The sequence below is a fragment of the Parabacteroides gordonii MS-1 = DSM 23371 genome, assembly GCF_000969825.1.
In the GTDB taxonomy this organism is placed as follows: Bacteria; Bacteroidota; Bacteroidia; order Bacteroidales; family Tannerellaceae; genus Parabacteroides; species Parabacteroides gordonii.
On the sequence record NZ_KQ033919.1, the window covers coordinates 701,549 to 728,315 of the forward strand.

The window sequence follows — 26,767 nt, forward strand, 5'->3', positions numbered from 1 at the left end:
AATTTATGGAACTTATAAAGACTTATTTTCCGGAGCTGAACGAAAAGCAACTGGCACAATACGAAGCTCTGTATGACTTATATACTGACTGGAACTCAAAAATCAATGTCATTTCCCGCAAAGATATAGAGAACCTGTATCCGCACCATGTACTCCATTCATTGGGGATCACCAAAATGATGAAGTTCAAAGACGGTTCTACCGTTATGGATATCGGTACGGGCGGGGGATTTCCGGGTATTCCCCTGGCTATCTTCTTTCCGGAGGTGCAGTTCCACTTGGTCGACAGCATCGGGAAAAAGATCAAGGTAGGACAGGCCGTTGCCGAGGCGATCGGTTTGAAGAACGTTACATTCCGCCATTGCCGCGCCGAAGAAGAAAAACAACTTTTCGACTTCGTTGTCAGCCGGGCGGTCATGCCATTAGCCGACCTGGTCAAAATATCCCGCAAGAACGTAAAAAAAGAACAACAGAATGCGTTGCCGAATGGTTTGATTTGCCTGAAGGGGGGCGAACTTCAGCATGAGATACATGCATTCCAGAAGCAAGCGATCACGATCGAGCTGGGTGACCATTTCAAAGAAGAATTTTTCAAAACTAAAAAAGTAGTTTACGTACCGCTATGATTACAATACAAGCATTTCAATTTAATTACTTCCAAGAGAATACCTTCGTATTGCATGACGATACGAAAGAAGCAGTCATTATCGACTGCGGATGTTGCCGTAAAGAAGAAGAAAAACTATTGAGCGACTATATCACCGAGAATAAACTGACGGTGAAACACCTGCTCTGTACGCATCTTCATCTGGATCACATATTCGGCAACCCGTTTGCTTACCAGACGTACGGCTTAAAACCGGAAGCACACAAAGCGGACGTAGAACATCTACCGTCACCCAAAGAACAGGCCAAGCTTTTCGGCGTACCGGGTAAAATGGTAAATATTCCGGTGGAGAAATACCTGGTAGGAAACGAAGTGGTTAAATTCGGACATTCCGAACTACTGGTGCTGACCGTACCCGGCCACTCACCCGGCAGCATTGCTTTCTATAATAAGAAAAACGGTTTTGTCATTGTGGGAGATGCCTTATTTGCCGGCAGTATCGGTCGTACAGACCTGTGGGGCGGAAACCAGGAGGTACTGATCGCAGCCATCAACGACAAACTATTATCCCTTCCGGACGAAACGGTCGTTTATCCCGGCCACGGCCCGGAAACAAGAATTATCGACGAGAAATTAAACAATCCTTATTTATAAACACATTAAATACTATGGACACAAATAAATTTGTAAACCGTCATGTCGGTATTGCAGAGGAAGATATTCCGGCAATGCTTGAAGCTATCGGTGTTAAATCGGTCAACGAATTGATTGACCAGACCATTCCGGCCAATATCCGTCTGAAAGAACCTTTGAATCTTCCGGAACCCATGACGGAAAGGGAATATGCCGAACATATTTCCGAACTGGCATCCAAGAACGAAGTATTCACCTCCTATATCGGCATGGGTTGGTACGATACCATCTGCCCTGCCCCTATCCTGCGAAATGTGTTTGAGAATCCGGCATGGTACACTTCCTATACGCCGTATCAGGCAGAAGTATCGCAGGGACGTCTGGAAGCCTTACTTAATTTCCAGACCGTGATCAGCGAACTGACCGCATTGCCGTTGACCAACTGCTCGTTGCTGGACGAAGCGACTGCCGCAGCCGAAGCTGCCAGCATGTTCTACGGAAGCCGCAGCCGTGCACAGGCTAAAGCGGGTGCCAATACGTTATTTGTAGATGAAAATGTATTTGCTTCCACCCAGGCTGTCATCAACACCCGTATGATCCCGCAGGGTATCAAGGTAGTGACAGGCGATTACAAAACATTCGAATTTACTCCCGATGTATTCGGTGCGATCGTTCAATATCCAAATGCGAGTGGTTCCATCGAAGACTATAAAGAATTCGTTGCCAAAGCAAATGCGAACGAAACCCGTGTAGCTGTTGCAGCCGACCTGATGAGCCTGGTATTGCTGACACCTCCGGGCGAATGGGGTGCGGATGTAGTATTCGGTAGCAGCCAGCGTTTCGGTATCCCGATGTTCTACGGCGGTCCTTCAGCTGCTTTCTTTGCAACAAAAGACGAATACAAACGTGCCATTCCGGGACGTATCATCGGTATCTCCAAAGATGCTTACGGACATCCGGCTTTCCGTCTGGCTCTCCAGACACGCGAACAGCATATCAAACGCGAAAAAGCGACTTCCAATATCTGTACCGCACAGGCTCTGCTGGCAACAATGGCCGGCTTCTATGCCGTATATCACGGAGCAGAAGGTCTGCGCAACATTGCAGGACGCATCCATGCTTCTGCCGGCTTCCTAGCTGCCGAACTTGAAAAACTGGGTTACAGACAACTGAACAAAGATTATTTCGATACGCTGAAAATCGAATTGCCGGCTCACGTTTCCGTGAATGTCCTCCGTGAGATCGCGCTGGAATGTAAAGTGAACCTGCGTTACTTCGAAGCCGGACAGGTGGGCATCAGTATCGACGAAACAACGCAACCGACCGATATCGGCGTACTGCTTTATATCTTCGCCGGAGCAGCCGGAAAAGATTATATGCTGGAAGAAGCCATTCCCGAAAAGACTTATTTCGACAAGAAATTTGCCCGTACATCCGACATCCTGGTGGAAGATGTATTCAAGAAATATCATACGGAAACAGAATTGATGCGTTACATTACCCGCTTGGGACGTAAAGACGTATCGTTGGCACAATCCATGATCTCCCTGGGTTCCTGTACGATGAAGCTGAATTCAGCATCAAGCATGTTACCACTGGGTCGTCCTGAATTCCAGAATATCCACCCGTACGCTCCCGAAGAACAGGTAGAAGGGTACAAGGAACTGATAGAGAACCTTTGCAATTACCTGACCGAGATAACAGGATTCAAGGGTGCCACCCTGCAACCGAACTCCGGTGCTGCCGGTGAATATACAGGACTTCGCGTGATCCGCGCTTACCTGGAAAGCATCGGACAGGGACACAGAAATATCGTTCTTCTGCCCGCTTCCGCCCACGGTACAAACCCGGCCAGCGCAATTCAGTGCGGTTACACGACTGTTACGGTAAAATGTGACGACAACGGTAACATCGACCTGGAAGATTTCCGTGCCAAAGCAGAAGAGAACAAGGATAACCTGGCTGCAACCATGATCACTTATCCTTCTACACACGGTATCTTTGAAGTCGACATCAAAGAAATGTGCGACATCATCCATGCATGTGGCGCACAGGTTTATATGGACGGTGCCAATATGAATGCACAGGTAGGGCTGACCAACCCCGGTACGATCGGTGCCGATGTTTGTCACCTGAACCTGCATAAAACATTTGCCATTCCTCACGGTGGCGGTGGCCCCGGCGTAGGCCCGATCTGCGTAGCCGAACACCTGGTTCCGTTCCTGCCGTCTCACCCTGTTCTGTGGGGGTCTGATCAGAATACGGTTTCCGCCGCTCCTTACGGTAGTGCCGGTGTTCTTCCTATTACATATGCTTACATCCGCATGCTGGGTACGGAAGGACTGGAAACAGTAACAAAAACGGCTATCCTGAACGCCAACTATCTGGCTTCCAAATTCAAAGATACTTACGGTATCGTTTATACAGGTGCAACCGGACGTGTAGGCCACGAACTGATCCTCGAATGCCGTGGTGTGAAAGAAGCATCCGGTATCGACGAAGGCGATATCGCCAAACGTCTGATGGACTTCGGTTACCATGCTCCTACGCTGTCATTCCCGGTACACGGCACCTTGATGGTCGAACCGACCGAAAGCGAAAGCAAAGCCGAGCTGGATCGTTTTGCCGAAGTAATGGACTGCATCTGGAAAGAGATCAAAGAAGTAGAAGAAGGAAAAGCATCCAAAGAAGACAACGTGCTCAAAAATGCTCCTCATCCGGAATATGAAGTAACGGCCGATGAATGGAAGCATGAATATCCCCGTAGTAAGGCAGCCTTCCCGCTGGAATGGTTGCACGAAAGTAAATTCTGGATCAACGTAGCCCGCGTAGATAATGCTTACGGCGACCGTAACCTGATCCCTACTCTCTGTGCTTGTGAAATTTAATAACGACAACAACTAATTAATGAAGAAAGTATTTATCGCTTTGGCAGCTGTTGCTTTACTGGCAACGGCTTGCACCAAAGCTCCGGAAACAAAAGTGAAAGTGTACGGTTGGCAAGGCGAAGGCGGCAACACAACCGAAGAAACCCTGCAAGCTGATTTCAGCAAATGGAAATCGCATGGACTGGACGGCATGTGCTATAATGCCGGACACGACCTGCAGAAAATCCAGCGCGCAGCCAAAGTGGCTCATGCCAACGGTATGGAATATCATGCCTGGATACCAGCCATGCTGCAAGGAAATATGGATTCTACATTGTATACGGTAAACCGTAAAGGCGAATCGGCCTACAACGTACAGGCATACGTTCCTTATTACAAAAGCTTATGCCCGAACCACGAAGGTACAGCCGAATTCCTGACCGACCTGTACGGTAAAGTAGCTGATATCCCCGAAGTGGATTACGTTCATCTGGACTATATCCGTTATGTAGACGTGATCCTGGCTAAAGGTCTCTGGGAAAAATACGGCCTGGTCATGAACGAAGAATATCCGACTGCCGATTATTGCTATTGCGATAAATGTGTGGCCGACTTTAAGGCTGCTACCGGTATCGACATCAAATCGGTTGAAGATCCTTCCAAATGTGAAGAATGGGCACAGTTCCGCTGCGACCTGATCACCAAGCTGGTCGATCGCATTGCCGATACAGTGCACGCCAAAGGCAAGAAAGTCAGCGCAGCCGTTTTCCCCGGCCCCGATTCTCATGCGAAATGGATGGTTCGCCAAGAATGGAACAAATGGAACATCGATGCATTCTTCCCGATGAACTACAACGATTTCTATCTGGAAGATGCAGCCTGGGTAGGCGAAGTAACGAAAGAAGAAGTGAACTCCGTTAATGGCAAAAAGCCGGTTTACAGCGGCCTGTTTATCTGTCAGGATTGGCAGAATAAGGCCAACATCAAAGATCCGGAAGGCCACGGCCTGATTCCTTCTGAGATGGAAGAAGCTGTACGCGGTTCGATGGAAAGCGGTGCGGCAGGTATCGCCCTGTTTACGCCCGGTAATATGACCGACGAACATTGGAAAGCGTTCGACAAGGCTATTCACCAGTCATATACGAAAAAATAAATGACTTACACGATATGTAACAACGCAGGTATACGCAGCTCTAATTTTCTCATCTGCATATACCTGCGTTTTACATTTCTATTCTAAATTCTAAAAACAAATAACTATCACATGAACACAACGACAAAGAAAGAGAAAATCAAATTTAGTAAAGCGTTTTGGGTAGCCAATACCGTCGAACTTTTTGAACGTGCAGCCTATTACGGCGTATTTATCGTAATAACCCTCTACCTCAGCCGTATCCTCGGATTCAACGACATCCAGGCGGCTACTATCGCCGGAACATTCTCCGCTTTTCTTTATCTGCTTCCCACATTTGCCGGAGCACTAGCCGATAAAATAGGATTCCGTAACTCCATGTTGTTAGCCTTTTCCCTGCTCACCATCGGTTATACCGGACTAGGTCTTTATCCTACCTGGCTAGAATCGGCCGGTCTTGTCGAGTATGGAACCACCACCACATTCAAAGGATTACTGGAGAGTAACCTTCGATATGGTATCATCCCCATTATGGCGCTGATCGTTCTCGGGGGCTCATTCATCAAAAGTGTGATCACCGGTACAGTAGCCAGAGAAACAACGCCTGAAACCCGTGCCAAAGGTTTCTCCATCTTCTACGCGATGGTTAATATCGGAGCCTTTTCCGGCAAGACCATTGTAAAGCCGTTACGCGAAGCATTAGGAAACGAAGGGCTTATTACCCTCAACTATTTTTCGGCATCGATGACCTTCATTGCTTTGATAGCCATCTGGTTCTTCTATAAAAGCGCCCAGCATTCGGGTGAAGGTAAGACATTCGGTCAGATATGGACAGCATTAATCAAAGTCTGCACAAACGGACGACTGATCACCCTGATAATCATTATCACCGGTTTCTGGATGGTGCAACATCAATTATATGCAACTATGCCTAAATATGTATTACGCCTGGCCGGTGAAGGAGCTTCTCCATCCTGGTATGCCAATGTCAATCCACTAGTAGTCGTATTGACCGTAAACCTGGTTACTCAGTTAATGCGTAAGAAAACAGCGCTAACTTCTATGACGCTCGGTATGTTCATCATGCCGGTATCGGCCCTCTGTATGGCTTATGGGAATATGCTGGACGGAAGTACAACTATTCTGGGTATGCATCCGGTAGCTTTTATGATGGTAGTCGGTATTGTCTTCCAGGGACTGGCAGAAACATTTATATCTCCCCGTTTTCTTGAATATTTCTCATTACAGGCTCCCAAAGGGGAAGAAGGTCTATATCTTGGTTTTAGCCATCTGCATTCTTTTCTGTCATCCATTCTCGGATTCGGTTTATCCGGTTTCCTGCTAAGCAAATATTGCCCGGAGCCGACCTTATTTGCGACTCATGAGGAATGGGTAGCCGCCAGTGCACATGCACATTATATATGGTATTATTTCGGAGTAATCGCGCTGGTATCTGCGTTTGCCTTGATCATTTACGGCAAAGTAGTGAAGAAGCTGGATGCATCCAATAAATAAAAACAAAACAAGAGCAGAAGAACGATAGCATTCATTTTCTTCTGCTCTTGTTTTTTCACCTCTTGCGCTACTTTCCATATCATCCGGTATTTACTTATCATCACAATAAAATGATCATAATAATCGTTCAAAACCGACCTTAAATCTTACATTATTCTCCCAAATTCACGGATATAAATACGATTTTTATTATTAAATAAATTACACTTACCAACAAGATTATCTGAGTTCTTGCAGAACTTAGTACATTTACAACAATAATTCAACATATCGCTTTAAGCCCCAGTCAATTATAGCCTTTATAAAATTCTCATTACATAAACACATTTTGAAATCAACTATCGCCAGCCTATTTGGACATGGCGCAATTTATGAATTTATTTTTTAAATAATACAATTATTACAATAAAAAATCAATCAATATTTTAAAATAAATATCACAAAGGAGATACAGTTGTCTTTTTGTGCAGGAAAAGTATAATTGTGTTATAATATTACTTCTTCGTTACAGACCAGTAATAATACCTGTTTATTCCTGCTAATAATCTTATCCGAACTATAAAAAGCTACTCATTTTCTACTTAGCCTAAATAAAGTTTAAAACTCAAAACATGTTTTTCATTTTAACTGGTCGAAAACATGTATGCATACCGACTACACTCATTTCTCACACACTAAGTTCTGCAAGAACTACAGCAAATAAACGACCCAAATTCGATATGAAAACAAGGTCGTTTATAAGAACCAAATAAATCTAATAGTTAACAGTATGGTAAGAAAATTATTTTTTAGTTTGCTATCCTTCATCTTATGTACGGGAATAGCATTTAGCCAGACAACGAAAGTAACAGGTACCGTTACTTCTGCAGATGACGGATTACCTATCATCGGCGCATCCATCATTGTCAAGGGAACAACAGTTGGAACAGTAACAGACGTAGAAGGTATGTTCAGCCTGGACGTTCCGGAAGGAGGAAAAATCCTGCATATTTCTTTCGTCGGAATGAACTCGCAGGATGTAGCAGTAAAACCCAAAGTCACCGTTGTTCTCCAATCCGACACACAAGACCTGGAGGAGATTGTTATTACTGCACAAGGGCTTACCCGCAAACAGAAATCACTGGGCTATGCCACTCAGCAATTAAAGGCAGACGAATTGATCCAGGCACGGCAAACAGACCTGAACAATGCGCTGGTCGGCAAAGTATCCGGAGTCCGCTTCCTGGGTTCATCCGGTGCTACATTCGATGCCGGTAAAATCGTATTACGCGGTACTTCGTCGTTGACGAATGCCGGAGGTAACGAACCTATTTACGTTGTCGACGGTGTGATTACCAGCAATATGTCCATCAACATGGATGATGTGGCTTCAGTCAACGTGCTAAAAGGGCCGGCAGCAACAGCACTGTACGGAGCCCGTGGAGGTAACGGCGCCATCATCATTACATCCAAAGGCGGAACCGGAGAACATAGCGAAATAACAGTAAGCCATACCCTGGCCTGGGACAAAGCCAATATCCGCTACGATCTGCAGAATGAATATGGCGGTGGTTATCTGGGAGCTGATGCAGAAATGCCTGTATTCAAATACGATCCGAACAAACACCCCTCTTATTTAGAAAAGATGGACGGCGTACGTTATTACGACTACAACAACGATGCCAGCTGGGGGCCGAAACTGGACGGTCGCGAATATGCTCCTTGGTATTCATGGGATCCGACAGACCCTCGGTTCGGGCAGACAACCCAATGGACACCACAAATGAATCTGAACGACCTGTTCAGGACAGGTATCAGCAATACGACGAACATTGCATTTACCAAGTCAGGTAAAGACTATATGAGCCGTATCTCTTTTTCCAACGTATCACGTAACGGCGTTACCCCGAACAGTGATGCATCACGCCGTTTCCTTTCGATAAAGACCTACTTTAAACCGATCGACCGTTTAAAAGTATCGCTGGATTACAAATATACTTACCGCAACAACCACAATGCTGCGGCCGAAGGATATCAGGAGTTAGGAAACGCCCTCTACTCTTACGAACAATGGGGGCATACAAACGTAAATCTGAAAGACCTCAAGGATTACAAACGTCCGGACGGGACGTTCCGCACATGGAACATTACAAGTCCGACCAATCTGACCGCGGCATTCCACGAAAACCCGTTCGCCTTGTTCAATGAGATCAACCAGAACGAAACGTATCAGTGGAACGTATTCAGCGGCGATGCAGAACTGGAACTTATCAAGAACCTGAAAGCCGGTATCCGCGTAAACGGAAATATCCGCAGTTACAAAAAAGAAGTACGTTTACCCCAAAACATACATGGTGAAGTTTCAGAATACACACAAGACCAGAGTCAGTTGTCAGATATCCAGACACAGGGACGTTTAACCTGGAGCGATCATTTCGTAGACAGCAAACTCTCATTCGATGCCGCTTTGTTCTTTGAAGACCGTGTCTATAACCTCGACGAATTAGGGGCTTTTACCCGCGACGGCCTTTTCATGGACGGTTTCTTCAGTACAGCCGCTTCTTCCGGTTTACCGGGCGGTAGCAGCAAAAAGACCAAACAACATGACCAAAGTGTTTACGGTACGGCTACCATCGGTTGGGACAATACCTATTACCTGGATTTCTCTTTGCGTAACGACTGGACTTCCACACTGCACCCGGATAAGAACAGCTTCCTCTATGGTGGCGTATCTGTTGCCGCAATCGCCAGCAACTGGATCAAAAATGCAGAATGGTTGTCATTCTGGAAACTGAGAGCATCTATGGCGCAGGTAGGTTCGACGATGAACCCTTATAATATCTATCCTACTTATGTATTGAAAGACAGTGACGGTAATCTGATCAAATACGGGCAACTATCCAACATGTGGAACAGCACAAACCTGAAAGATCTGTACATCAAACCGACAATCTCCACATCCTATGAGGTCGGTACGGAATTCCGTCTGTTCAACGATCGCTTATGGGGAGATTTCAACTTCTATAACCGCGATTCAAAAGACCAGATCATCAACGTAAACACTACACCTGCCAGCGGTTACAGGACACGTAAAATGAATGCGGGCTTGATCCGTAACCGGGGTATCGAATTTTCTTTGGGAGGCCAAGTCATCCAGACCAAAGACTGGACATGGGAACTGAATGCCAACATTTCCCGCAACCGCAATACGCTGGAAGAACTGATCGACGGACAAGACACTTACCAGATTTATTGGAGAAGTTGGTCTACACGTGTTTATTCGTATGCAGAGGTAGGAAAACCGATCGGTGTGATCAGAGGTTCGACCTGGAAAAAAGATCCGGAAGGACGTACTATCCTGCAAGCAAGAAGCGATCCTAACCACCAATACGGCCCGTATGCTCCCCTTCTGGAAACAACAGCACAGGAAGAATTAGGCAACATCCAGCCGGATCTGACCGGAGGTTTTTCCACCTCTTTGCGCTATAAGGATTTTCATTTAGGCATGTCGTTCGACTTTCAGGTCGGAGGAGCTATTGCTTCCGCCACCAATATGTTCGGAGAAAATTCCGGTTTGCTGAAATCCACGACAGGCAATAACGACAAAGGTAATCCGGTTCGTGCCAGCGTAGCGGACGGCGGCGGTGTACGTATAGACGGTGTAGTGGAAAACCAGGACGGTACCTACACTCCGGTAACAGCCTATGTGGATGCCAATTACTACTATCAAAGCCGTAAAGGAACCATTTGGGAAGATTATGTTTATAAAGCCAGCTACCTGAAAATGCGTGAATTGTCGATCGGTTACGATGTTCCGCGCAGCTTCCTGCAAAAAGCGAACTGCGGCATAAAGAAGGCAAGCGTATCGTTCGTTGCCCAAAACCCCTGGTTAATTTATTCAGCAGTACCTAATATCGATCCGTCGGAAATGGGTGCGGCAAGTTATAACTATGTGGAAGGCGGTCAGGCGGCCTCTGTACGCACATTCGGTTTTACTGTAAATCTTACCTTCTAATATTTTTAAAGAAACGGATTAAATTATGAAAAAGATAAAACTATTTGCATTAGCATTGATCGGACTATTATCCTTTAATAGTTGCGGGGATTACGGTGACGACAATATAGATCCGAACAATCCTTCGAACCCGGAAACGCGCTTCCTGTTCACCTATGCCTGTAAGAAAGTTTCCCTGTTTTCTTATGTGGCCAATTACAACCCCTGGACACAGTTGTTTCCACAATATTTGTCGGAACGTCAGAACATCCAGTATTCAGACTTCGGTATAACCGATTTCAATACAGGCCCGTATTACTATGAATATATCAGGAACCTGGAAACGATTATCAAGCTGAATACGGACGAAGAGACTAAAAGTTTATCGACGGTCATTCAATTGGGAAGCACGGAAAACCAAGTAGCCAGCTGCCGTACACTACGTGCATTCTACTATATGCACCTGACCGATATCATGGGTATGCTCCCCTATAGTGAAGCTTTAAAAGGGGATGACGGCAACTTCAATCCCAAATACGACACGCAGGAATCTATCTACGAAGATCTGGATAAAGAATTGACCGAAGCATATGCCCAGTTCGACGAATCGGGTACGCTCGACAAGACTTACGATATCCTTTACAACGGAGACATTACCAAATGGAAGAAACTGAACGCTTCTTTACGGATGATGATGGCTATCAAACTGTCGGATGTAAATCCGGAAACCGGAAAAGCCCGCTTTGCCAAAGCGTATGCGGATGGAGGTATGACAGATAACAGCGAATTGCTGCAATACAAATACCTGGCGGAAACAGCTAACCAGAATCCATTGTACACCAATATCATAGAAGGAGGACGTAAAGACTTTGCCCCATCCAAAACGATCCTGGATCAATTAATTGCCTATAATGATCCCCGTTTGATGGAATATGCTGTTCCCAATTCTGAAGGAGAATACAACGGTGTACCTTTTGGTCTAACCCAGTCCGAGATCACCCAATATACGGATATGGCCTTTTTCAACGAAAGATATTACCAGCAGGATGCGCCTATCGTTGTTATCTCTCCATCCCATATTTTACTGATCGAAGCAGAAGCCGCTATACGCGGTTGGATCAGTGCCAATGCGGAGGAGTTATATAAAGCAGGTATTAAAGCCTCTTTCGAACAATACGGGATAAATGCATCCGAAGTCGATAAATACGTAGCACAGGATGCTATCAAGCTGACAGGAAGCGATGCCGAAAAGATCGAAAAGATCGGCATGCAACGCTGGCTGGCAAACTTTATGCAGGACGGCGTTGAAGCATGGTCTGACTGGCGTCGCCTGAATGTACCGAATATCAAACCGGGGCCGTCGGCTACCATTACACATATTCCATATCGTCGCGTATATTATCCGGACGATTATAACACAAATAAGGCTAATTACGACGCAGCCATTGCTGCGCAAGGTGCAGACGACCTGAACACACGCGTTTGGTGGGATGTTTCCGATAATAAATAAGAGACCATCCTTTAACGAATAACGCCAAAACCTTTCTTTATCGGACATAAAGATAAAGGACACACATTTTAAGGCCGGAGCTGATTGTGAGATTGGCTCCGGTAACAAATAAATACCAGCCATTTACTGCTCAAAAAAACCTAAAGTGTGCATATTTCAGGTTAAAGTTCTTTGATATAAAGAATGTTTGACTACTTTTGCAATCGGTAATTTTTTTACTAATTGCCGAATAATTTTCAGGAAAAATAGAAATCTAATATTCCTATTAATATGAGTTTAAGAATTATTGTTTTAGCGAAGCAGGTTCCGGACACACGCAACGTGGGAAAGGATGCGATGAAAGAAGACGGAACGGTAAACCGTGCCGCCCTTCCCGCCATCTTTAACCCGGAAGACCTGAACGCATTGGAGCAGGCACTGCGCCTGAAAGATGCCTACCCCGGATCGACTGTTACATTGCTGACTATGGGACCGGGACGTGCCGCCGAAATCATCCGTGAAGGTTTATACCGCGGAGCAGACGGCGGCTTTTTGTTAACCGACCGTGCCTTTGCAGGAGCCGATACACTGGCAACATCATACGCCCTGGCTACGGCTATCAAAAAAATTAACGAGTACGATATTATCATCGGTGGTCGTCAGGCTATCGACGGAGATACTGCACAGGTAGGTCCCCAGGTAGCTGAAAAGCTGGGATTGACACAGATCACCTATGCTGAAGAAATCCTGAATGTGGATGAAGCAGCACGCCGTATCACCGTAAAACGTCATATCGACGGAGGCGTGGAAACTGTAGAAGGCCCGCTGCCTATCGTAATCACAGTAAACGGCTCGGCAGCTCCCTGTCGTCCACGTAACGCCAAACTGGTACAGAAATACAAACGCGCTCTGGGTGCACAGGAAAAGGCTGCTCAACCGACTGCCTGCCATCCTAACGGCCCGGAAGCAATTCAGTATCCAGAACTATACGAAACACGCCCGTATCTGAACATCCCCGAATGGAGTGTGGCAGACGTAAACGGCGACTTGCCTCAATGCGGATTATCCGGCTCACCTACAAAGGTAAAGACTATACAGAATATCGTGTTCCAGGCTAAGGAAAGTAAAACGCTGACCGGTTCGGACAAAGATATAGAAGATATGATTGTTGAACTGTTAGCTAACCACACCATCGGATAAGATTATGAATAACGTATTTGTATATTGTGAGATTGAAGGCACAACCGTTGCCGATGTAAGTCTCGAACTTCTGACCAAAGGTCGCAAGTTAGCGAATCAGTTAGGCTGCCAGCTGGAAGCAATTGTTGCCGGTAGCGGCCTCGAAGGTATAGAAAGCCAGGTGTTGCCTTACGGTGTCGACAAACTGCATGTGTTCGATGCACCGGGCTTGTTCCCTTACACATCCCTGCCCCACTCTTCCGTACTGATCAACCTGTTCAAGGAAGAAAAACCCCAGATCTGCCTGATGGGTGCTACCGTTATCGGTCGCGACCTGGGTCCTCGTGTATCATCTGCACTGACCAGCGGTCTGACAGCCGACTGTACTTCCCTAGAAATCGGCCCTCACGAAGATAAACGGGCAGGTATCACTTACGAAAACCTGTTGTATCAGATCCGTCCGGCATTCGGCGGTAACATCGTTGCCACCATCATCAACCCCGAACACCGTCCCCAGATGGCTACCGTTCGCGAAGGTGTGATGAAGAAAGAGATCCTGGACGCCAATTATAAAGGCGAAGTGATCAAACACGACGTTGCTAAATTTGTTCCTGAAACGGATTATGTAGTAAAGGTGATCGACCGTCACGTAGAAAAGGCAAAACACAACCTGAAAGGCTCTCCGATCGTCATAGCCGGCGGTTACGGAATGGGTTCGAGGGAAGGATTCGACAAATTGTTCGAACTGGCTAAAGAACTTCACGCCGAAGTAGGTGCCAGCCGTGCAGCCGTCGATGCCGGTTTCTGCGATCACGACCGTCAGATCGGCCAGACAGGTGTAACAGTTCGTCCGAAATTATATATCGCTTGCGGTATCTCCGGACAGATACAGCACATTGCAGGTATGCAGGATGCAGGTATCATCATCTCTATCAACAACGACGAGAACGCTCCGATCAACACGATCGCCGACTATGTTATCAACGGCACAGTTGAAGAAGTGATCCCGAAGATGATTAAATATTACAAACAGAACAGCAAGTAAAGAGATGGCAAATTATTATACAGACATACCGGAACTCAAGTATCACTTGAACAATCCGATGATGGAACGTATTTGCGAACTGAAAGAACGCAATTACAGAGATAAAGAAGAGTTCGACTATGCACCGCAGGATTATGCCGATGCAATGGATTCATTCGATAAAGTGCTTGAAATCACCGGAGAGATCACCGGAGAGATCATCGCCCCCAACGCCGAAGGTGTTGACGAAGAAGGCCCTCACTGCGCTAACGGACGTGTGGAATATGCTTCCGGAACAAAACAGAACCTGGATGCCATGGTGAAAGCCGGCCTGAACGGTATGACCATGCCGCGTCGTTTCGGTGGTTTAAACTTCCCGATCACTCCGTACACCATGTGTGCCGAAATCGTTTCTGCCGCCGATGCCGGATTCGGTAACATCTGGTCGCTTCAGGATTGTATTGAAACATTATATGAATTCGGTAACGAAGACCAGCACAACCGTTTCATCCCGCGTATCTGCGCCGGAGAAACCATGTCTATGGACTTGACTGAGCCGGATGCCGGTTCTGACTTGCAGTCCGTTATGCTGAAAGCGACTTTCGACGAAAAAGAAAACTGCTGGCTCCTGAACGGTGTAAAACGATTTATCACCAATGGGGATGCAGACCTTCACCTGGTACTGGCCCGTTCGGAAGAGGGGACGAAAGACGGACGTGGTTTGTCTATGTTCATCTATGACAAGAGACAGGGTGGTGTAGATGTTCGCCGCATTGAAAACAAGTTGGGTATCCACGGGTCTCCTACTTGCGAATTAGTTTACAAGAATGCAAAAGCAGAACTTTGCGGCGACCGTAAATTAGGCTTGATCAAATATGTAATGGCGTTGATGAACGGTGCCCGCCTGGGTATCGCTGCACAGTCTGTCGGTTTGAGCCAGGCTGCCTACAATGAAGGAATAGCTTATGCCAAAGAACGTAAACAGTTCGGCAAAGCGATCATTGACTTCCCGGCAGTTTACGATATGCTGTCTATCATGAAAGCGAAACTGGATGCCGGTCGTGCACTATTGTATCAGACTTCACGCTATGTGGATATTTACAAAGCGCTGGATGATATTTCACACGAGCGTAAACTGACTCCGGAAGAACGTCAGGAACAGAAGAAATATGCTAAATTGGCCGATGCACTCACTCCGTTGGCAAAGGGTATGAACTCGGAATATGCCAACCAGAATGCATACGACTGTATCCAGATTCACGGCGGATCAGGTTTCATGTTGGAATATGCTTGCCAGCGTATCTATCGTGATGCCCGTATCACATCCATCTATGAAGGTACGACACAGTTGCAGACAGTTGCCGCTATCCGTTATGTAACAAACGGTTCTTACCTGGCGATGATCCGCGAATTTGAAGCTATCCCCTGTTCTGCCGAAATGGAACCGCTGAAAGCAAGACTGGTAGAAATGGCTAACAAGCTGGAAGCTTGCATGAATAAGGTGAAGGAAGCACAAAATCAGGAATTACTTGACTTCGTTGCCCGCCGCCTGATGGAAATAGCAGCAGACTGTATCATGGCTCACCTGTTGATCCAGGATGCAACCAAAGCACCCGAATTATTCAGCAAATCAGCCGTTGTATACTTGAACTATGCAGAAGCCGAAGTAGAAAAACACAACAGCTTCATCAACAAGTTCAACGCTGACGAATTAGCAAACTACAGACAATAATAAGTATTGCCTCTCCATAAAAAAGCCGGATATCCTTTGATATTCGGCTTTTATTTTATTATCGACGATGCCATAACGCCCATTGCATAAGACCTCTTAATGATAAATATACCAGAAATGCCATCCATAAGGCATGGTTCCCCATTGAGGCATAAAAGATATAATAGATCAGGAAGAACATTCCTGAAGCCACCAGCATAGAATAAAGCATCAAACGGGTTGCGGTGGCACCGATCAAGATGCCGTCCCAGAGGAAAGCGGCAAATCCAGCCAGGGGAACGGCCAATACCCAATAATAATAGGTTCCCGCCGCCTCGATAACAATCGTGTCATTCGTCAGCAATCCCAGGAAGCCCTGTCCTCCCATCATGTATAGGATGGTAAATGCTAACGACAATCCCCAGCCCCAACGGAACAACAGGCGGATCATCCTTTGCAATCCGTTCCGGTTCTGGGCTCCGACATAACGTCCCGTCATTGCTTCACCGGCATAGGCAAAGCCGTCCATGATATAAGAGAACAAAGTGAATAACTGCATCAATAAGGTATTGACTGCCAGCACCACATCCCCCTGTCGGGCACCCGTCGACGTAAAAAAGGTAGTGACAGCCACCAAGCACAAAGTACGGAAAAAGATATCGCTGTTCACCTCGAAGAACCTGCGCATAGCCGTCCTCCCCACGATCTCACTCCACCGGAAAGCAATCTTCAACCTGCCATAATATCGTAACCAAAGCAATAAAGCCATGAACAATCCTGCATACTGGGCAATCAACGTCCCTAGAGCCACCCCTGTAATCTTCATGTCCAACAGGAACACAAACGCCAGACTCGCCACGATATTCACCACATTCTGCGTGATCGCTATAAACATCGGGAAACGGGAATTCTGCATCCCGATAAACCAGCCGGCAAACCCATACAGTCCTAACACAGCGGGAGCCCCCCAGACACAAATATTGAAATAAACCGTAGCCAACTGCCGTACCTCCGGTGTTGCATCGATCAGATGGAAAGCGACCGCCCGGATCGGATATTGCAGCAACAGCAGACAGAAAGCAACAAAGCCCCCTACCGCCACCGCCCGCAACAAAACCCGCGTCACTTCTTCCAGGTCACGCCGCCCGAAAGCCTGCGAAGTCATACCACTCGTCCCCATCCGCAGGAATCCGAACAGCCAGTAAATGATATTGAACAACATTCCCCCTACCGCGATCGCCCCGATATAAGCCGCCGATCCTAAATGACCTACAATAGCGACATCGATCAGCCCCAATAAAGGAACGGTTATATTTGAAACGATAGAAGGTATTGCTAATTGAAGTATCTTTTTATTCATTCTATTTTATTTTACCTGCAAAAATAGCCTTATTTTACAGTCTTGCACAATTTTAGCAGCTAAGACATCGTTAATCATAAAATAAACCCGATTACCATGTTCCTGAAAGCTCTCATCTGAAGTTTATTACACAATAAATGGATCACATTTATTCATGTTGGAGGACTAGCGATCTCCTTTACCTTTATCCTCTTACTCTCCTTTTATGTAAGAACTGAATCGAGTGTGGATAAGTTTCATGAACAGGAGGAAAATATCTACCAGATAATACCTGCGCCTTCTCCTCTCCTTTCGCCGACTATGTGAAAGAACATGTTGCCGGAATCAAAGCATATACCCATATAAAACTGCTGAGGTTACCATACAGTTTTTTGAAATTGGAGAAAAGTATCAATAGTAGCGACAACCATATCAGCCTATTTCTGGATGAAGTCGAGTGTATGGACAAGACTAGGCTATAAAAAAACGTCCTATAAACTTTTTGATATTAAAACAGATACTATCTTCTTATTCTGTAAAATATTTTATATATTGCATCGACAAATAGAAATTAACCTTAAACTCGCTACAAAAGCAGTTTTTTAATAATAACATGTATGACTAAGAGTATTATTGAAATTCTCATTGATTATTCCGGGAGCATGGGATACATGGAAGGTACAGAGCATGAAAATAAGTTTTTAATAGATGGAAAAACTCGCTTTTATCTTGCAGAACAAATGATACAGAAGCATATATTTCCAACTATTGATTATGTGGAAAAAATTGTAATTCGTTTGTTTCGTGGAGCAACAAATAAAATAGAAATCAATACAATCTACGAAGGAGAGCTTAATTTCGGTAAGTTATGCTCTCTTATCTCTAAAATAGACAATCCTTCACCTGGTGGTACTCCTATTTCTGCCGCATTAAATGAAGCTAAACAGAATTTGACTAAATTTTCAAATTATGACAGAAAAATTCTTTTAATTACTGATGGTGAAGAAACTGACGACTCCAGTTATATCACTGAAGCTCAATCAATTGCTCAACTGCCTGGTACCCCATGCAAAATATATGTAATAGGTCTTGACCAAAATGAAGAGATGGAACGTAAAGCCAAAAGTATCGCTACGGGTGGATATTTCAATATCAAATCTCAATATTTTGAGAACAAAATACTGCAAGACTTTTTGGTAACGTTAAAACTATCTCTCTTACAGGACAGTAAGGAAATATTGCAACAATCAGATGATAGATTAACTAAAGAAAACATCCAAATAATAGACACCAAGATAGCAAAGACGATTACAGAGAATGATGCATCTACAACTGAACTGATTGATAATATTCAAACCCAAATAGATAAAACCAAAGCTATCTTATCTGAATTAGAAGTCATAAAAGAACAACTTCGGATAAAACAATTATTAAGTAGTGGAGTTGACTCAACAACTCTAACTATCGACGATGATTATTCCGAAGATATAAAAATCAAGAGTGAGACTATATTATATGAACACCTTTGCAAACAATATGGTAAGGATTCCGTTATATGGTTAAATCATCATCAAGAATCATATCTACATCATGACTTTGAAATACACGATGATTTTGGAGACATCGTTAAAATTATAGAATGCAAAGGTACTCCAAAATGCAAACCTACATTTTACATGACAGCTAACGAATGGAACTATTTCCTATTACATCAACAAGAATACCAATTATATAGAATATTTGAATTAGATACCACTCCTCAAATATATTGCATAGAAAATCTATTGAACGCGATACTTGAAAGAAAAGTAGTACCTTATTTGACTAGGCCAGAAATTTTAAAAGAAAATAGAGTATACTTAACAATTTTAAAATTCAAATTTGGTTAATATCTCTATGCAAATTTATCTTTCTCTATAATACCGCCAAAAATCTAAAATAGACTTTGTATCGTTCCCTAACCGCATGATCTAAAGCTCAAGCCATCGAAACCTATGTCTCCCCCCATGGGCACCGTCAGACTGAAAAAGCCTAGGACATCTTTATCCTTCTCCCGATAACGGGGCAACGGAGGATAACAATGAGACTCCCGCTGTCGAATGATCCGGCTTATTCATTGGCTTCTTACTCTCTCCGGTCATTCCGGAGGCATTACAAATATACGGCTGAAATTCATCTGTAGTATACTTTCCCTAATCATGCCATACCCCTGCCTGTTTACCCTAGCCGGAAGCACCAAATACAGATGCAAAGGATTCACTTAATACGGATGCCCCTGTCAAATGCTCATGCTATGTTTGAATTTTGAAAGCTTCTTCATCCTTCCGGACATGAGCTATAAAGATATTTCTATCTACCAGTTCTTTCATACACAAAGTTTTCTTATTTTATTTGCCATTTGCAATATTAAACCTTACAAAGCTATATTACAACATCTTACAGCATTGCAAACACTATTTTCATTTGCAATGCCGTTTGCCATTTGCCATACATCATTTATTCCTGACAACCAAATAACACGTACCTCTCATCGTACGGCGCGACGGGATCTTATTCTTTTGAAGCAAGCGCCCGAAGTATGTCAACCGTTTAGTTCCCAACCTTATACCACTTTCATCTTGCAGATATTGAAGTATTTCGAGAGCAAAAAGTTCCTCATATTCCTCGCCCGGCAATGGTGCGCGGAAGTTTTGCAGGAATAATTGTTCCTCTATCGGTATCTGCTGGAACACATCATTGTTACGAGTGGTAGAAGATTCTTCTTCGGACGTAAACCAATAGCGTTCGCCTGCCTTTAAAGCCGATACTGCCTGCGCATAAAGCTGTTCATAATTAACCGATACAGAATTATCTGCTGTCCCGGTTATCCCGATACATATAAAACGGCGGCTACCGGTCGGATCGGTCAGCAAGTCATAATTATTACAAGTGGCAATGAAAGAAGCATACCGGTGCAACGCCTGAATGCTCCGTTTATAAGGTTGGCGGGCATTGACTACCGGCTTTTGAAGGACATTCTTTAAAAAACTCTGATACGCGGCACTTACCGAATCGAACTCATCGATATTGATCAACGCAAAACGGGTAAGCAGCAATTCTGCATCCCGTTTATTGCTGAAATCGATACTATCCGTATAATACATACGTAGCGAAGGGGGCAGCAGATTCCGGCACCAGGTCGATTTGCCGCATCCCTGAGGGCCGACCAGCAAAGGCAACGAACTATTGGCATGCAAATGATCCCGCCGGTACCAATGAGCGACCATGCTCAGGAACCAGATATAAAACAAATCGCGCCAGGCAGTATTATCTGTTGGCAACGTATCGGCCAACGTACGGATATGGTCTTCCCCGTCCCATGCCGGCAAATTTTCCAGATAATCTTCCAACGGATAGAAAACCGGTACCCTGTCGGAATACACATACCGCTTCACATCACGATCCCAAAGTGCCAATCCTTCAGCCTGTGCATTCAGTCCGATACTGTTCAGAACCGTCTCCGTCACAGGAGCAAAACAGATATAATATGAACCTCTTGCCCGAAACTCCACTTCGCCGGCCAGCATATTCCGCCTGAACTCATAACGCCGTTTCATAAACTCATCCGTCTTTACAGACAATAATTGCTCGGGAGGCATCACCGGTTTCTTTCCAAAATTCTTCGAAAGCTGGTACACCGTATGAATGGTCTCCCGGATCTCCTCTTCAAACAGTTCCAGATGCTGGTATATCCTTGTCCAGCGAACCGCATCCTCCTCCGGTATCCCGGACTGGAAACAATTTTCAGCCAGCTTTGTCAGGAAAGGCCTGACCTCTTTTCCGTCATCCAAACCTCCCGTTTTCTCCAATGCATCCAGCATACAGGCATTATAAAAACGGGAAATGATACGGCTGCGGTCGAATCCGGGCATCATACGTAAAAGCGGATCTTCTTCTTTCGATACGATTTCCCGGTATGTCGGTTCGTCCGGCATCTGTGTCGGTTGTTCCTGAACCAACGCAACAGCCGAAAAATTATAATATAAATCAGGATCGAAGGAATAGCGGCATCCCCGCTCCAAAGAGGGAGCCTTTATCTCTATATCGCATTGCAGCTGAGCCTGATAATAGGCAACGGCACGCCGATAGGCTACCGCATGAAACAATTCCGCCTGCTCCCTGTCCCGTGGCAATGTTCTGTCAGGCAAAACAAACGGTACCAATATTTTTACACTCTTTCCGCTGGAACCGATAAAAGCAGCTAGTGTCTGAGGGGCTTGTGAAGCTAATTCTCTTATTCTCGCCACCTCTTCCTTATTCGCCAGATTTCCGACCTCCACCAGAACCAGTCCGTTATACGACCGAAACTCGACCTTTTTATCTCTTTTCCCGAATAATGCGGAAAAACACAACGCCGGAAGATCTGTTGCATGTATGCTTTTATCACCAGGCATCGAACAAGCCAGGAGCTCCCTGTATTCATTCACCACCTTACGATACTCGCCGCTACGCATACCGCATAAAACAACGTGCAACGCCATATTTTTAAAGGTTTTACCCCCATTCTTTGTTTGTGTAATGTACATAGTATATTTTATTTTCACCCCTCTTATGATATGACAAATGGCAAACGCCATTGCAAATAAAAAAGGTATTTGCAATGGTTTAAATTTCTATTATACAATATATTGCAGGACAATATTGCAAATGGCAAATACTTTCCTGAAACTTTATGTACAACCTTATTTCAGCCTCGTAAACTCAATATCGCTCAGCCGGTCTTTCAGCTTCGGACTGGGTTTGAAGCCTATCCCTTTCAGTTTAATGGATTCAGCGCGGATTTTAGACGGTTCTTCCACATCGCGGTTCGGCTGGGCGGTCACAGAGAAGGTGCCCAGACCGTCGATCGTCACCGTATTGCCTTCTTTCAAGGCTTCCGATATCAAAAGAGTCAGATTTTCGATCATCCCTTTAACATCCCCATACGTGAAGGTGCTGGCATCGGCCATTTGTTCTGCCAGCATATCGAGGTTTACATTACCATAACTTACGGTGGTAACCGAATACTTTACCTGCTCTTTGCCGGTAATATTATCATTGATTTTTGTGAGTTTGTACCTTACTGCCATGCGGTTCCCTTTCTGTTAGATTTAATATTACTACTAGTTATTTCAAAGGTTACTACCTTTTATATCATTGATTACTAGTTAGTAAAACCAGGCTGTACAGGATAATCGAATAAGGTGTACAGGCTGGCCGACCAGGGTATACAGGATAATCAGCCAGGGTGTACAGGATGATATTACTAAGTCAGGACTAAAGGTATAAAATATAAGGAGACATACAATAGTTTATCCTATATTTTTATCTTCTATTGCTGTTCATGTTAATAACAACACTTCGATTTTTCAAACTAAGACACAATAAACGTCACCTGGAAACCGGGCACAGGCCGTTCAGCCAAACAAAGGTCCCTGCCTTGCCGAACCATCATCTGCCGGGAAAGTGACAAGCCGATACCCGAGCCATTCTTTTTGGTTGTAAAGAACGGAACAAAAATCTCCCGCTCGACATCTGCCGGAATAGGCATACCGTTGTTGCTGATCCACAACTCCTTATTCCAACGCACATCCATAGCCGTCGCCCCGGCTTCGCAGGCATTCTTGACCAGATTGATCAACACCTGACGCAACATATTCTCATCCGTAAACATCGTGGCAGACAAAGGGATGGAAATATGCCACTCCAAATCCGGATAAAGCGTCCGAATTCTTTCCACGAAAGCAGCCAATGGAATCTCCACAAGAACCGGCTCCTGCAACTCTGCCAGTTTCCGGTAACTGTCCACAAACAAGGCAAGCCCCCGGCTGGTGTCATGAATGGCACGGACTCCCTCCTCGTAAACCGTCCCCGCAATCGCTGGGTTATCCAAATAGGCCTGGCTGATGCTGGCTATCGGTGTCGTGGCATTCATGATTTCATGGGTGAGCACACGAGTCAGCCGCTGCCACGATTCCACTTCGTTGCGGGCAAGCAGCACACCTATATCCTTACCTGTTTCGTTAAGGGCTTCCTGCAACGCCCGTTCTCCGAAGAACAGACCTTTCACTGGAAGACGAAACGTGAACTCTTCGTTGCGAATCGCCTCACGCATCAGATGCGCCCGGTCTCTCAACAACACCTGATGACGATAGAACCATCCGAAGAAGACAACAACGACCACTAAAAAAGAGACTATCAGAATCATAGTTTTTTCATTTTAGCATACAACGTCTGCCGGGTAATCCCCAACAGTTCGGCAGCCCGGCTGATGTTGCCGTGGCAACGCTCCACGACCTTATGCACATGTTCCGCCTCGACTTGTTCCAACGAAACCACTTTCCGGCCGGCATCAATCGCATCTTTCAAGACACGGATCAACTCCTGGTTGTCCCAAGGCTTGGTAACAAAGTCTGCCGCTCCCATCTTCAACCCGCGCACCGCCAATTTGATATCAGCGTATGCCGTCACCAGCACCACCGGAATGGCCGGATGCTTCTTATGGATTGCCCGAAGCCAAAGCAAGCCGTCTTGTCCGGAGTTTCCCCCTTGCGTGAAGTTCATGTCGAGCAAAATCACATCCACCTCCTCTTGTGCCAATACCGTAAGAAGCGTATCGGGAGAAACAAGCGTCAATACTTTATCAAACTCACCGGCCAAACAGATCCTGACTGCCGTAAGAATCGCCGGATTATCATCCACCACCAATATCGTCCTGTAATTCGCCATATCCGATTCGTTTAAATTACCTTCATTTATCGGGGATAAAGGTACGGAAAAAGGCTGTATGAATATCATACAAACAGGTGTATGATTTTCATACAAACTGCTCTAACCGCGCTTTCCATCCATTGCCGAATGACGGCAACCTTATACATTTGCAACAAATAAAACAATGAACAAAGATGAAATCGTACTTCACTTTTCTCAGTCGCAACAAGCTCTACACGGCTATCCAGTTCTTCGGACTGGCCATCGCATTGGGAGTCGTCCTCCTTTTAACACTATATGCTAAAACCGAATTCAATATCGGTAACAGACAGCCATACTCCCAGCAATTGTATGCCATCGGCTACGGCGATGACATCGGTATGACAGTCGGTACCGCCCCGGAATTATTCCCTTCCATTCCGGAAATAAAAGAATGGACACGCTTCATCAACAACGAGTTGACAGACTTGACCATAGACAACAACTACTACCAGGCAAACAGCCTTGCCGTCGATTCCAACTTTTTCCGGATGCTGGGCTATTCGCTCATCGGATGCAACCGCGACAAGGCGCTAAGTGGAACAGACGAGGCCGTCATCTCCGAACCGTTCGCCCGTAAAGTATTCGGTAATGAAGATCCTATCGGACGCACAATCATGTACCTGAACCAAACACCGCTACGGGTCATCGGGATTCTCCCGGCCTTCGATCCGACAGAACTGTTGAAACCGGTCGACCTCCTGGTCTCTATCAAATTGGAGGAAAAGACTTATGCCTGGATGGATAACTTCGGTCCGACCCAAACGTTCGTCACGTTAGCGGAAGGGGCAACACCCGCCAACGTCACCCGAAAACTGCTCGACAGTTATAAAAGTTATTGGAATTATTGGGAAGAAGACAACAGCACGAACTCCTTTGCGTGGGGTTCATCACTCACACGCATGGACGAAATATACTTTTCACCCATGAACCATAACACTCCTTTCCGCAACGGGACACGGAAACAGGTTCAAATCTTATTGGCCATCGCGATGATCTTGCTCCTTTCGGCCGTCTTCAACTACATCAACCTGACCGTGTCGCAAACCGGCAAGCGGGCACATGAGATGGCAACTCGACGATTGATGGGCGATTCTGCCGGGCAAATCGTGTTGCGCTATCTCGCCGAGTCGGCAATCTTCACAACCGGGTGCTTCATCGGCGGATGCCTCATTGCCGTCATTGCCAAACCCTATTTCGAATACTTGCTCTCTACCCAAATCGCCATATCGCTTTCTCCCGCAACGGTCGCCTACACCCTGTTGTTGTTGGCCGGAATCACCGGCATATCAGGATTACTACCGGCTCTCATCATCCGTAAATACAGCCCGATAGATATTGTAAAGGGGAACTTCCGCTTGCAGAACAAGCAACTATTCAGCCGCCTGTTCATCATCGTGCAGAACGTGATCAGCACGTTCCTCATTGCGTTGGGGCTGACAATGGCCGTCCAAATACATTACCTTGCTACCCTGCCGACCGGTTATAATACCGATCTGGTCTTTGTACGGGCCTGGGATTTAGGAGCGACCTACGACAAACAAGCCATCCTCCAGAAACGTTTGCAGGCATTGCCCCAGGTGGCAGAAGTGGCGTTGGCACGGAAACTGCCTTTCGTCAGCGGCCACGATGGCGTACGCCAGCCGGACGAAGAGGGAATGTCATGGCTCCACCTCTCGGATGTGGACAGCACAGCATTCCTGATGTTGGGCTTCGAAGTAGCAGAACGCTGGTCAGACCCGCTACCCGGCATGGTTTGGGTAACGGAAGAGACCTGCCGCCGTTACAACCTTTCGGCCGACAACCCCCATTTCGGGAAGAACGGCGACGAGAGCGGCTACCGGTATAACGTCTGTGGAGTTATCCGTGATTACCGTTCACTCATGGCGTTAAGCACTCCGACACCCGATTCGCATGGAGCGGTCAGGGTGATGGACCCGCAAGGCTATGTGATCAACCAGGTAATCCGGACCCGAGGTGACCGGTCGGAAGCCCTGGCAGCCATCCGCCATACCTGCCGGGAAGTGTCCAAAGAGGTGATCGGGATACCGAAAGACCTGGAATCCGATTATATAGATGATTATCTGGACAAAGATTTGACACACGAAAAGAACATCGTGACGCTCGTCCTATGCTTCATGGCCATCTCCATCCTCATCTCTGCCATGGGACTGTTTGCCATGTCGATAAGCTACACCGAACAGCAAAGCAAGCGGATTGCCTTGTGCAAAGTGATGGGAGCCGAAACAAGCGGTGCGGTATGGGAACTTTCCAAACGGTTCATGACGCTCTCGTTGCTTGCCGCCTGCTTTGCCCTGCCCATCAGTTTGAAAGCGGTTCAAATCAGTTTGGAGTCATTCTATAACCGCATCGCCTTTCCGTGGCATCTCATAGCCGCGGCTGTTTTGGCAACCATAGTCATCGCTTTCGTGTCAATCATCAGTCAAACTTTGAAAGTCGCCCGCCGCAACCCTATCGAAAACATCCGGACAGAATAAATACAACAGTATATAACAGGTAACATCATTAT

17 protein-coding genes are annotated in these 26,767 nt (G+C 45.8%); 12 read left to right on the top strand and 5 right to left on the bottom strand.

What is annotated here, in order from left to right:
- Positions 1-5 precede the first annotated feature (5 nt).
- From rsmG to HMPREF1536_RS02775, 10 genes are all read left to right on the top strand, one after another.
- Positions 6-626, top strand: a complete 621-nt coding sequence (gene rsmG / locus HMPREF1536_RS02730; protein WP_028727849.1) for a 16S rRNA (guanine(527)-N(7))-methyltransferase RsmG — start codon at positions 6-8, stop codon at positions 624-626.
- Positions 623-1,261 (top strand): MBL fold metallo-hydrolase, encoded by a 639-nt coding sequence (locus HMPREF1536_RS02735; protein ID WP_044192194.1) that lies wholly within the window; start codon positions 623-625, stop codon positions 1,259-1,261. The genes rsmG and HMPREF1536_RS02735 overlap by 4 nt, the downstream gene beginning before the upstream one ends.
- A gap of 14 nt (positions 1,262-1,275) precedes the next feature.
- Positions 1,276-4,128, top strand: a complete 2,853-nt coding sequence (gene gcvP / locus HMPREF1536_RS02740) for an aminomethyl-transferring glycine dehydrogenase (protein WP_028727851.1) — start codon at positions 1,276-1,278, stop codon at positions 4,126-4,128.
- A gap of 19 nt (positions 4,129-4,147) precedes the next feature.
- Positions 4,148-5,260 (top strand): glycoside hydrolase family protein, encoded by a 1,113-nt coding sequence (locus HMPREF1536_RS02745; protein WP_028727852.1) that lies wholly within the window; start codon positions 4,148-4,150, stop codon positions 5,258-5,260.
- Positions 5,261-5,371: 111 nt separating this feature from the next.
- Complete coding sequence (locus tag HMPREF1536_RS02750; protein ID WP_028727853.1) at positions 5,372-6,754, top strand: MFS transporter; 1,383 nt, start codon at positions 5,372-5,374, stop codon at positions 6,752-6,754.
- A gap of 769 nt (positions 6,755-7,523) precedes the next feature.
- Positions 7,524-10,748, top strand: coding sequence for a SusC/RagA family TonB-linked outer membrane protein (locus tag HMPREF1536_RS02755; RefSeq protein WP_028727854.1), 3,225 nt, complete (start codon positions 7,524-7,526; stop codon positions 10,746-10,748).
- Between the two features lie 25 nt (positions 10,749-10,773).
- Complete coding sequence (locus tag HMPREF1536_RS02760; RefSeq protein WP_028727855.1) at positions 10,774-12,237, top strand: SusD/RagB family nutrient-binding outer membrane lipoprotein; 1,464 nt, start codon at positions 10,774-10,776, stop codon at positions 12,235-12,237.
- A gap of 270 nt (positions 12,238-12,507) precedes the next feature.
- A complete protein-coding gene (locus HMPREF1536_RS02765) occupies positions 12,508-13,416 on the top strand; it encodes an electron transfer flavoprotein subunit beta/FixA family protein (RefSeq protein ID WP_028727856.1) in 909 nt (302 codons plus the stop codon).
- Between the two features lie 4 nt (positions 13,417-13,420).
- Positions 13,421-14,440, top strand: a complete 1,020-nt coding sequence (locus HMPREF1536_RS02770) for an electron transfer flavoprotein subunit alpha/FixB family protein (protein WP_028727857.1) — start codon at positions 13,421-13,423, stop codon at positions 14,438-14,440.
- Positions 14,441-14,444: 4 nt separating this feature from the next.
- Positions 14,445-16,151, top strand: coding sequence for an acyl-CoA dehydrogenase family protein (locus HMPREF1536_RS02775; protein ID WP_028727858.1), 1,707 nt, complete (start codon positions 14,445-14,447; stop codon positions 16,149-16,151).
- Between the two features lie 58 nt (positions 16,152-16,209).
- On the opposite strand, the gene HMPREF1536_RS02780 is transcribed toward HMPREF1536_RS02775, so the two are convergent.
- On the bottom strand, positions 16,210-17,490 hold the full coding sequence (locus HMPREF1536_RS02780; protein ID WP_028727859.1) for an MATE family efflux transporter: 1,281 nt from the start codon (positions 17,488-17,490) through the stop codon (positions 16,210-16,212).
- A gap of 596 nt (positions 17,491-18,086) precedes the next feature.
- Here HMPREF1536_RS02780 and HMPREF1536_RS02785 point away from each other — a divergent pair.
- A complete protein-coding gene (locus HMPREF1536_RS02785; RefSeq protein ID WP_028727860.1) occupies positions 18,087-19,358 on the top strand; it encodes a protein NO VEIN domain-containing protein in 1,272 nt (423 codons plus the stop codon).
- Between the two features lie 603 nt (positions 19,359-19,961).
- On the opposite strand, the gene HMPREF1536_RS02790 is transcribed toward HMPREF1536_RS02785, so the two are convergent.
- From HMPREF1536_RS02790 to HMPREF1536_RS02805, 4 genes are all read right to left on the bottom strand, one after another.
- Positions 19,962-21,989 carry a BT4734/BF3469 family protein gene (locus HMPREF1536_RS02790; protein ID WP_225607992.1) on the bottom strand — a complete coding sequence of 676 codons (2,028 nt, stop codon included), beginning with the start codon at positions 21,987-21,989 and terminating at the stop codon, positions 19,962-19,964.
- A gap of 201 nt (positions 21,990-22,190) precedes the next feature.
- Complete coding sequence (locus tag HMPREF1536_RS02795; RefSeq protein WP_010800245.1) at positions 22,191-22,577, bottom strand: HU family DNA-binding protein; 387 nt, start codon at positions 22,575-22,577, stop codon at positions 22,191-22,193.
- Positions 22,578-22,861: 284 nt separating this feature from the next.
- Positions 22,862-23,695, bottom strand: a complete 834-nt coding sequence (locus HMPREF1536_RS02800) for a sensor histidine kinase (RefSeq protein ID WP_028727862.1) — start codon at positions 23,693-23,695, stop codon at positions 22,862-22,864.
- Positions 23,692-24,216, bottom strand: a complete 525-nt coding sequence (locus tag HMPREF1536_RS02805) for a response regulator (protein WP_007653607.1) — start codon at positions 24,214-24,216, stop codon at positions 23,692-23,694. The genes HMPREF1536_RS02800 and HMPREF1536_RS02805 overlap by 4 nt, the downstream gene beginning before the upstream one ends.
- 176 nt (positions 24,217-24,392) lie before the next feature.
- Here HMPREF1536_RS02805 and HMPREF1536_RS02810 point away from each other — a divergent pair, with 176 nt between their 5' ends.
- On the top strand, positions 24,393-26,735 hold the full coding sequence (locus HMPREF1536_RS02810; protein WP_028727863.1) for an ABC transporter permease: 2,343 nt from the start codon (positions 24,393-24,395) through the stop codon (positions 26,733-26,735).
- The last annotated feature ends 32 nt before the right edge of the window (positions 26,736-26,767 follow it).